The organism is Streptomyces sp. NPDC107517, from assembly GCF_055582645.1.
In genome coordinates this window covers 24,708-33,119 of the sequence record NZ_JBVJPM010000045.1, presented here as the reverse complement: position 1 = coordinate 33,119, position 8,412 = coordinate 24,708, and the positions used below count along the sequence as shown (strand labels likewise).

The window sequence follows — 8,412 nt, the reverse complement described above, 5'->3', positions numbered from 1 at the left end:
GGATGCACGCCCTGCGTCTTCGCCCATTCCGTGAGATTCATGCTCTGCCAACGACACTCACTCGTACATGGTTACGCTCACTTACCCGACTTCGAGGGCCAGCAGTTGAAGACCCCCTGTAGAAGCCGGAGTTGAGAGCCTGCTGTCGCCGGGCGCCAGCAGGCTGGTGAACTCGGCGGCCGCCTCTGGGGACGGCGTGAAGTACGGGCGCACGGTCCCTGGCTTTCTGTGCCGGGACTTGGCCATCAGCATGAGCGCGGAGGCTCCCCGTTCGCCGAGGCGAGTCAGGGCAGAGTGACGGTACTCGTGCAGCCCGTCCCCGGCCGCAGAGGTGTGCTCGTCCAGCAGTGCGCGGGCCTGCTCGGCGGAAAGCCGGGCCAGGCCGCCATCTGGGCAGAGGTCGCGCGGGCTGGCGACCTTACCCGGGGCAGACGCGGCAAGAGCTGGGCGGTGCCAGCATCCCCGTGGTGCGACAAGCTCGTGGCGCGCTACGAGCTTGTCGAACTCGTTCCCGCCATCAACGAGTGGTTGTGACGTACTCGTCCGACGACAACTCGAACACCCGAACTTGCCGACCGCTGGTGGGATTGACGGTCTCCCGGACCGGATGCATCCCCAGTTTCGTCATGACCCGCTCGGAGGCGTCGTTGCCCACTTGAGCGATGCTGACGATCCGCTCCAGCCCTCGGTCCTCGAACCCGAACCGCACAGCAGCTCTCGCGGCCTCGGTAGCCAGGCCCTGCCCCCAGTGGGAACGTCCCAGCCGCCAGCCGACCTCAACCGCCGGCAGTACCTCTGGCAAGAAGTCGGGCACCGAAAGGCCTGTGAACCCGGCCAGTTCGCCCGTGGACCGGATCTCCACGGCGAACAGGCCGAATCCCTGTGACTCCCACTCGCTCTCCCATGCCTGAATTCCGCCGCGAGTCTGCTGTTCGTCACGGACGCTGCCGTCACGGATCCACCGCATGACCTCGGGGTCGGCATTGACGGCAGCCATGGGCACAACGTCTTCCTCGCGCCAGCGACGCAGGATCAAACGGGGAGTCTCAAGCACGGCCATCCGATTATTCTGGACCAAAAAATGCGCTCTCCGTCAGCCGCAACTGCGCCACTGGGACGGCCCGGTCCAGTGAAACGGACTTCCTCCCGCGCATGCACGGGGCATGGCCGGGCGGCCTACTGGACGCTCCAGCGGTGCGGGTGGCCGGGTTCTTCAGGGCAGGCGAAGATGTTGAGTTCGCCCCAGCGGCCCACGGCGACCTCGGTCGGTGCAGCGGATCGGTGCGCGGGGAGGTTCTGTTCTTCCAGTGGTTTCCAGCTGCCACTGCCGCCGTCCCATTCCGAGCTGTCGACGGTCAGCAGCAGGTGCATCGGTGTCGTGCAGGTCCGGCAGTCCATAGGGGACGGGTCGGTGGTGTGCCAGGAGGCGAACCCGCCGGCGCGCCAGCCCGGTGGGATCGACAGGTCGTACTGGTAGCCGACCACCGCTGCGGCTTCCTCGTCCGCAAGTTCCTCGGACTCGGCCTCCTCCTCCAACTCTTCTTCCCAGGCGTCGATCCGGGCGCACAAGTCCTCTGGGAGAAGGCCGGCGAACGGGTAGGTGGCCACCTGCTCCGGGTGCAGCACGCACGGTTCGGGCACGTACCCCTCGAAGCCGACGACCTGGGGCTGCGGCGGTGAAGTCTGCACTTCGGTGACCTCCCACGACCGGCGCCAGCGCAGGTCGAGCAGCATGCCGTAGCCGGTTGGTCCGTGCGCGTCGAAGGGGCACCAGAACACCTGGAGCAGATCGCAGTCGTCCGGCCCGGCCGGCAGGTCCGGGATGTCCCTCCTGTACAGCTGTGCAAGGCCGATCAGCGGAAGTGGATCATTGGCAGCAGCCTCTGGGATGCGGTGTTTCTGGTCCAGTTGCTCCAGCAGCTGCCGTTCCCCGTCCGTGGGGCCGGGATTCGGTTTACGCAGCCATGCGGCAGCCAGGATCTGGCGCCGCCGGCGGATGTCCGCCGGGCGTCGGCCTCGCGCGTGGCTGTGGGGCTCGGTGCACATCGGCCAGGGTTCGTTCGCCGGCCACAGCAGCGGGCCGCCCACGGAACTGCCTGCCACGTCGGGTCGGCCCGGGCGCGGGTGGAGCCGGGTGGTGGTGCCCCGGTGGGCCGCCAGTTCCGGGAACAGCGCCTCGACATCGAGCGGGCGCGGCGGTGTGGTCCTCGACATGCACGTGACCTAAACAGCCGCCAACCTCCATCAGGCACCGCCCTCGAAGGCAGCCACTTCACGTCCATGCTGTCGAAACCCGTGAAAGGTTGTCCGCGCCGGTGCCGGTGCCGGTGCCGGTGCCGGTGCCGGTGCCGGTGCCGGTGGGGATCGTGCGGCACCCAGGGCGTTTCGTTTGGATCACTTCCCGCACCGAACCCCAGGCCGAGGGCCAGGGATATCGAGTGGCTTGCCGAACCAGCTCCGTGCCAGCCTTCCGTGAAGGGCTGTCAGCTAGCCACCAGAACTGGAACCTGAGAGGTGGGGCAGGTCAAGACGTCATCGGTGGTGCACCAGACCTCACTTCTTCAGCCTCGCCATGGGACATGAGCCGGTACACGATCGGGTCCAATGCCTCTCCGTTGACCGGCGGTGGCGCCCAACACGACACTGCGGTCGATGTCTTCCGCGAGACGCGGGCTTCCACATAGCCCACGATGCGTGGCGTCGGGGGTGCGACGACAACATCGTCCGACTCCAGGTAGCGCTCGTAGTGCTCGTCGTAGGCCAAGGCCGCTTGGTGGTTGTCGAGTGGGCTGTCGCCGTCCCACACAGCAAGGTCATGGCTCACAAGCACATCGCCGCAGGCAGCAGTTCTGCGGACGCCAGCAGGCTCTGAGATCGCACCTCTATCAAGTGATCTGTAGAGAGTTCCTACGCGCTGCGGGGGCTGCGGTACCGGGGCATCAGGGTCCCGCCGCCCAGGCAGGCAGACTGGTAGCGCCTTGGCGAGACACAGTGCCGCTCGATGTCAGCCTCCTGGAGAAGACCTGAACGCACTGGCCCCCGGGGCCGGCGTGGAGCAACCGTCAAGACCTGTGGATCAGTTGCTGCTCTCGACAAACCCGCTTCTGTTGTTGGTGATCGTGGCGAGTAGATCGTCGATGAGGCAGTCCACCGCTGCACCGGCCTCTGGTTCGAAGTCGCTGACCCGGCTGGCCATCTCGGCGATGTCTGAGGGGTTGAAGCTCCATCCCTGGATGAGGCTCCATCCGGCCTCCACTCGAGCGTGCGTGGCGTCCTGGGATGTCACCCGCAGCCATCCGGTGCATTCGTCGGAGAAGTCGAAGGGCAGAGACCGGGTGCCGCCCGCCGGCCTCAGCTGGCGGACCAGTTCGATCCATTACTCCAGTAGGCGGGCGAGCTGCTGTGGCACGTTCTTGGTGGTCGTCGCGCTGGGATCGTTCGCAAGGTAGTAGGAGTCGGATACATGCCGCCATGTGCCGAGGTGAAGCTGGAGGTCGTCGTGGATGTCTAGATCTGTGGTGCGTTCAAGACGCACTGCGACATGGTTCACGGCGACGACTTTGGTTTCGGACGGAGATCGGCTCGTGCTGCGATCGCTGATGGTCGCTCGACGAGGTGGCCCCGCTCGAAGTGGGCTCCGGCGCGGACGAGGGCGATGAGGTAGGTACGTTCAGCGCTCGGCAGCGGGCCTGGGCGGTCTCAACGAGCTTGAAGACCAGCCTCCAGGGGCGGACAGGCTCCCACGCCGCGGATGAAGAGTGTGGGCTCGATCCGTATCTCTTGCCGAAGATGATTTGAACGTGTTCAAATATCTGCGTACGTAGAACACCTCGAAGCTCTTGCGCGCGTCGAGGCAGAGGCAGTTGGAGGAAGCAGTGGGCGCTGGCTTCGTCATCTTGGCGGCGTACTTGTTGTACTTGGCACTCATGACGCCCTTCTGCATTCTGATCGGGGTCAAGGCCTCCGCCAGAATGGGCTGGCTGTTCTCGGCGGGATTGATCTTCTTGCCCCTAGCCCTGCTGTTCAGCTTCGTGATCGCCGGCGTCACCACCTAGAGCTCGGCCCAGATACTGCGGCGCCATCCCCTCCGGCACACTCACACGGCCGTCGACGAACGGCTCCTTCCCGTCGTCGCCGATGTCGTCCTGCATGCCCTCGACATCCCACCGCTCCCCGCAGCCCTCCCGGCTCCGATGCCGCGCCTCCACGACTCCTGATCCACGACTCCCACGTGACTGATCCGGCCGACCAGAGGGCACTCGACCAGTGAGCGCGGAGGTACTGAGATGAGTGCCACAGAGAAAGCCAAGGCAAAGGCCGAACAGGTCGCGGGAAAGGCTCTGCGAAAGGCGGCCTGGGCGGTACACAAGGATGACCTCGCCGCAAAGGGTGTCGCCCTCGAAGCGCGGGGCAAGACGCGGGGCGCGAGGGAGAGGACCAAGGACGCCTTCAAACACTGACAATTGATCGCTTCGGGGCCACCCTGGGCCGTGCGACGCCACTGGGCAGCGACCCACGGCGACAACCAGCGACGGGGCAGCTACCCGGACGAATCGAGAAGGGCCACGTCGCGCCCCCCTGACCACACTGGATTCCCCGTGGAGTGGTGGCCAGGAAGGTGGAGTGTCTTCTTTCGCCGGGCAGTGGGTCTGCAAGGCACCTTGGGGCTTCATTGATCGTCGCGGCTTCGCACACCTACGACTCCGGCTACCAGCTTCGAACCAACACGCCACTCTGATCTCGGCGTAGCGCTCGTCAGCTTCGGACGGCTGCTCTGGCGGAATGGGCGGCTGCCAGGGCACTTGGATCTCGGACAAGGGATCTCGGGCTCACCGCGCTTCCGTCGTCTTGAATTGGCTGGTCAGCGGGGTGACGTGACGTCGCTTCGGGGTGCTTGTACTGGTCGTGGGCGGCAGTCTGGGGCGTAGGTGGATTGTCTGGCGGGGCGGTCTTGCCGATGAGTTCGCCACCCTTGAACGGTCTGCCCACTGAAACGACCGTTCTCGACAGGAGTGCTGCCATGTCCACCATCCAGCCCGTGATCACGACTGTCGACCAGGACGTCCTGCTGGGCTTCTATACGAAATTGTTCGGCGCCGAGGAGATCTTCCGGGTACCGGAGGAAGGGCCGGCCTTCTACGTCGGCTTGCGCATCGGCGACAGCGACCTCGGACTGGTGGCCAAAGAGGATCCGGGAACGAGTGCGGCACCGCGGGTCTTGCTCAGCATCGGTGTCGACGACGTCGATGAGACGCTCGGCCGGGTAACGGCGCTGGGCGGCTCGGTCCGCAGCGGCCCCAACGACATGCCCTGGGGACAGCGCGTCGCCCACATCCAGGACCCCGACGGCAACCCCCTGAACCTCACCCAGCCGATCCCGGCTCAGTGACGCGGTTCCGGTTGCTTGTGCTGGTCGTGGGCTGCCTGCGGTAGAGATCATTTGCCTGCAGTGTCCTCGATGTTGGTCAAGACGAGCAGCGCGCGAAGCAGGTGGCGCGGGCGGTGTCAGTGCGGAGCTTGGTGGGGATCCGGGCTTCAGCCGCAGACGACCTCCCGTTCTCAAGGGGCTGGGTGCTGGCTCTTGAAGGCGCGCCAGGAGGGGAGGCCTGGAACGAGGCATCGGTACGTGATCACAACGGGTCGTTCGCCACGCCCGCAGGATGCACAACTGGCTGACGGGACAGGCCAGTTGGTGCATACGATTGCACCGGATGCGGTGTGCATGGGATCCCCGGGCGTGCGGTGCCCGGGCCCGTCGGGGTGTGTGCGCCTGACCGACGGGTACCAGCACGTGCCGGCCTCATTGCAACAGGGGTCCGTCAGTTGCGCTTGCCAGGCCAGCTGGCGAGCCCTTCTGCGCTGGGGGGCTGCGCGACGGCCTGCTCGACGGAGTCGTGGAACGAGTAGATCTGACGCAGGCCGCCGAGTGAGAAGACACGCAGGAGCCGCTTGTCGGAGCAGGCGATCCTCAGTGACCCGTGACGGTTTTTGATGCGTTTGGTGACAGCGACGATCATGCCGAGCCCCATGGAGTCCAGGAAGGGGGTACTGCACAGATCGAGCACGAAGTGACGGTTGCCCTCGGCGAGGCTCCGGATCACTGCGGCCTGCACGAGGGGGGCGAAAACGATGTCGATCTCGTCGTTGGCTTCGACGACCGTCCAGCCGTTCGTCACCTGGCAGTCGACCGACTCACTCGGTCCCGCGACGCCCTGATCACGCACGTCCCTGCTCCTCTGCACCTTGTCCGGTTTGTCCCACTACTCCATGAAACGTGCCATGGCCGCTCAGTCGCAAGGACCCGGTTTTCAGATGGTGAGCGAGAGGCCGCGCGACACCCGCTCCGCTGTGGCGACCAGCGTCGACACGGCATCTTCGAGACGGTCGGCGCGGTTGGCTCGCAGGGAGATGCCTAGCGCGCCGAGGGTGTCGCCTTGACGGATGGGCACTGCGACGCACGCGGTGCCCAGGGAGTACTCCTCGAGGTCGGTGACGGCAGGCCCATGGGGCTCGGCGTCGAGACGCCGTAGCAGTTCGGCACGGTGAGTGATGGTGCGAGGGGTGAGGTCATTGAGTGTGTGGCGGGAGAGGTAGTCGGCGCGGGCATCGCCGTCCAGCTCACGCAGAACGCACTTGCCGAGCGCTGTGGCGTGCCCTGCGTCTTCGAAGCCGACCCACAGATCGACACGGGGCGCCTTCGGCCCGTCCACGATCTCCGCGACCCGGATCTCGCCGTCCTCGTAGAGAGTCAGATAGGCCGCTGCCGTCAGGCCGTCCCGCAGCTCGGCGAGCGTCGGACGGACCCTGCTGAGCGCTGCCTGATCGCGGCTTCCTCCGTGCAGCGCGCCCAGCCTCTCCCCCAGGACGAACGTGCCGTCGTCGAGTTTGCGCAGGTAGCCCTCGTGGACCATCGTGCGCAGCAAGTGGTAGGTCGTGGCCAGTGCCAGCCCGGTCTCGCGCGCGAGCTGCTTGGCCGGTACGCCGCCTTCGTGCGCGCCCACAGCCTCCATCAGCCGGAAGGCGCGCTGGACAGAGGCAATGAGTGTGGGGCCCTCTTTGCCGCCCATGTCTCCACATTGTTCCATGTGGACAGTTCAGGGCAACTCGGCCCATCGGGTTGTTGCCTGCCTTGGAGGCCCGGACAGTACGCGATCCGGGTTCAGGTGCGGATCGGTCATGTCGCGATGAACCGCCCTGTCCGCCGGTGACACCGCCTGCCGCCACACCCGGGTACGAGCCGGGTGCGACTACGTGTCGACCTCAAGGACAACGGCCCCGGCCCGTGCTTGCGCCCCTTTCTCGATCCCGGCGCCAACGACGTGGCGAGGTCTGACGGCCAGGTGCCGGGACCGCGCGAAGGCGGTCCCCCGCGCGAAGGCGGTCCCGGCCCGTGGCGTTATTGCTCTGACCTGCGGGACAGGTCAGATCCAGGCGGGCATGGCCTGATCGACATAGCGGGCACCGAAGCCACCGTGGGGGAGCATCTCCCGGATGGCGGCGAGGTCGGTCCCGGTGAGGGGGACGTCGGCGGCGCCGGCGTTCTCCTCTATTCGCGCGGCGCTGCGGGTGCCGGGGATGGGCGCGATGTGCTCTCCCTGGGCGAGCAGCCAGGCCAGCGCCAGCTGCGAGACCGTGATGCCCTTGGTCTTGGCGAGGTCGGCGAGCTTGCCCACGGCCTCGACGTTCTTTTCGAAGTTGCCGGGCTGCCAGCGCGGGTCGACGTTGCGCATGTCGCTGGCGTCGTACTGGCCGGCGGGCTTGGCGGTGCCGGTGATGAAGCCGCGGCCCAGCGGCGAGTAGGCGACGAAGCCGATGCCCAGCTCGGCCAGGACCGGGAACAGTTGCTCGACGTCCCGCTCGAAGAGGCTGTACTCGGTCTGCAGGACCGAGACCGGCTGCACGGCGTGCGCGCGGCGGATCGTCTCGGGGCCGGCCTCGGACAGGCCGAAGTACTTCACCTTGCCCGCCTCGATCAGCTCCTTGACGGTGCCGGCGACCTCCTCGATGGGCACGTCGGGGTCGACGCGGTGCTGGTAGAGCACGTCGATGTGGTCGGTGCCCAGGTAGCGCAGGCTGTTGTCGGCGACCTTGCGGATGTTGTCGGGGCGGCTGTTGAGGCCGAACCCCTGCTCCATGGAGCCCGCCATGTCGAAGCCGAACTTGGTGGCCAGCACCACCTCGTCGCGCACGTCCTTGAGTGCCTGGCCGAGCAGGATCTCGTTGGATCCGGTGCCCCAGCCGTAAAGCTCGGCGGTGTCGAAGAAGGTGACGCCCTTCTCGTAGGCGCGCCGGATGGCCGCGACGCCCGCCTGCTCGTCGGTGGGGCCGTAGGCCATGGTCAGGCCCATGGATCCGTAGCCGACCGCGGAGACCTCAAGGCCCTGGGCGCCGAGTGTCCTGTGCTGCATGACG

Annotated in this window: 9 protein-coding genes and 1 pseudogene; 3 read left to right on the top strand and 7 right to left on the bottom strand. The window is 66.6% G+C overall.

Annotation, left to right across the window (positions count from 1 at the left end; genetic code table 11):
• Positions 1-81 precede the first annotated feature (81 nt).
• From ACZ67T_RS42820 to ACZ67T_RS42805, 4 genes and pseudogenes are all read right to left on the bottom strand, one after another.
• A pseudogene (locus tag ACZ67T_RS42820) lies at positions 82-426 on the bottom strand (hypothetical protein); the annotation flags it as partial.
• Between the two features lie 91 nt (positions 427-517).
• Entirely contained in the window at positions 518-1,060 is a 543-nt protein-coding gene (locus tag ACZ67T_RS42815; protein ID WP_469992051.1) for a GNAT family N-acetyltransferase, read from the bottom strand.
• Between the two features lie 116 nt (positions 1,061-1,176).
• Positions 1,177-2,214 carry a hypothetical protein gene (locus ACZ67T_RS42810; protein WP_469992050.1) on the bottom strand — a complete coding sequence of 346 codons (1,038 nt, stop codon included), beginning with the start codon at positions 2,212-2,214 and terminating at the stop codon, positions 1,177-1,179.
• 862 nt (positions 2,215-3,076) lie between these two features.
• The gene (locus ACZ67T_RS42805) at positions 3,077-3,286 is read right to left on the bottom strand and encodes a hypothetical protein (RefSeq protein ID WP_469992049.1); all 210 of its coding nucleotides are present in this window, start codon (positions 3,284-3,286) and stop codon (positions 3,077-3,079) included.
• Positions 3,287-3,875: 589 nt separating this feature from the next.
• On the opposite strand from ACZ67T_RS42805, the gene ACZ67T_RS42800 reads away from it, so the two are divergent.
• The 3 genes from ACZ67T_RS42800 (at position 3,876) to ACZ67T_RS42790 (ending at position 5,389) form a co-directional block, all read left to right on the top strand.
• Positions 3,876-4,055, top strand: a complete 180-nt coding sequence (locus ACZ67T_RS42800; RefSeq protein ID WP_469992047.1) for a hypothetical protein — start codon at positions 3,876-3,878, stop codon at positions 4,053-4,055.
• 231 nt (positions 4,056-4,286) lie between these two features.
• On the top strand, positions 4,287-4,460 hold the full coding sequence (locus tag ACZ67T_RS42795; protein WP_469992045.1) for a hypothetical protein: 174 nt from the start codon (positions 4,287-4,289) through the stop codon (positions 4,458-4,460).
• A 560-nt stretch (positions 4,461-5,020) separates the two neighbouring features.
• Positions 5,021-5,389, top strand: a complete 369-nt coding sequence (locus ACZ67T_RS42790) for a VOC family protein (RefSeq protein WP_469992043.1) — start codon at positions 5,021-5,023, stop codon at positions 5,387-5,389.
• Positions 5,390-5,819: 430 nt separating this feature from the next.
• Here ACZ67T_RS42790 and ACZ67T_RS42785 read toward each other — a convergent pair whose 3' ends face one another.
• From ACZ67T_RS42785 to ACZ67T_RS42775, 3 genes are all read right to left on the bottom strand, one after another.
• Complete coding sequence (locus tag ACZ67T_RS42785; RefSeq protein WP_469992041.1) at positions 5,820-6,224, bottom strand: STAS domain-containing protein; 405 nt, start codon at positions 6,222-6,224, stop codon at positions 5,820-5,822.
• A gap of 84 nt (positions 6,225-6,308) precedes the next feature.
• A complete protein-coding gene (locus ACZ67T_RS42780; protein ID WP_469992039.1) occupies positions 6,309-7,067 on the bottom strand; it encodes an IclR family transcriptional regulator in 759 nt (252 codons plus the stop codon).
• Positions 7,068-7,421: 354 nt separating this feature from the next.
• On the bottom strand, positions 7,422-8,408 hold the full coding sequence (locus ACZ67T_RS42775) for an aldo/keto reductase (protein WP_469992037.1): 987 nt from the start codon (positions 8,406-8,408) through the stop codon (positions 7,422-7,424).
• Positions 8,409-8,412 lie beyond the last annotated feature (4 nt).

Coding starts and splice junctions, on each gene's coding strand:
- ACZ67T_RS42815 (WP_469992051.1), bottom strand. CDS start 1,060: ATGGCCGTGCTTGAGACTCCCCGTTTGATCCTGCGTCGCTGGCGCGAG.
- ACZ67T_RS42810 (WP_469992050.1), bottom strand. CDS start 2,214: ATGTCGAGGACCACACCGCCGCGCCCGCTCGATGTCGAGGCGCTGTTC.
- ACZ67T_RS42795 (WP_469992045.1), top strand. CDS start 4,287: ATGAGTGCCACAGAGAAAGCCAAGGCAAAGGCCGAACAGGTCGCGGGA.
- ACZ67T_RS42790 (WP_469992043.1), top strand. CDS start 5,021: ATGTCCACCATCCAGCCCGTGATCACGACTGTCGACCAGGACGTCCTG.
- ACZ67T_RS42780 (WP_469992039.1), bottom strand. CDS start 7,067: ATGGGCGGCAAAGAGGGCCCCACACTCATTGCCTCTGTCCAGCGCGCC.
- ACZ67T_RS42775 (WP_469992037.1), bottom strand. CDS start 8,408: ATGCAGCACAGGACACTCGGCGCCCAGGGCCTTGAGGTCTCCGCGGTC.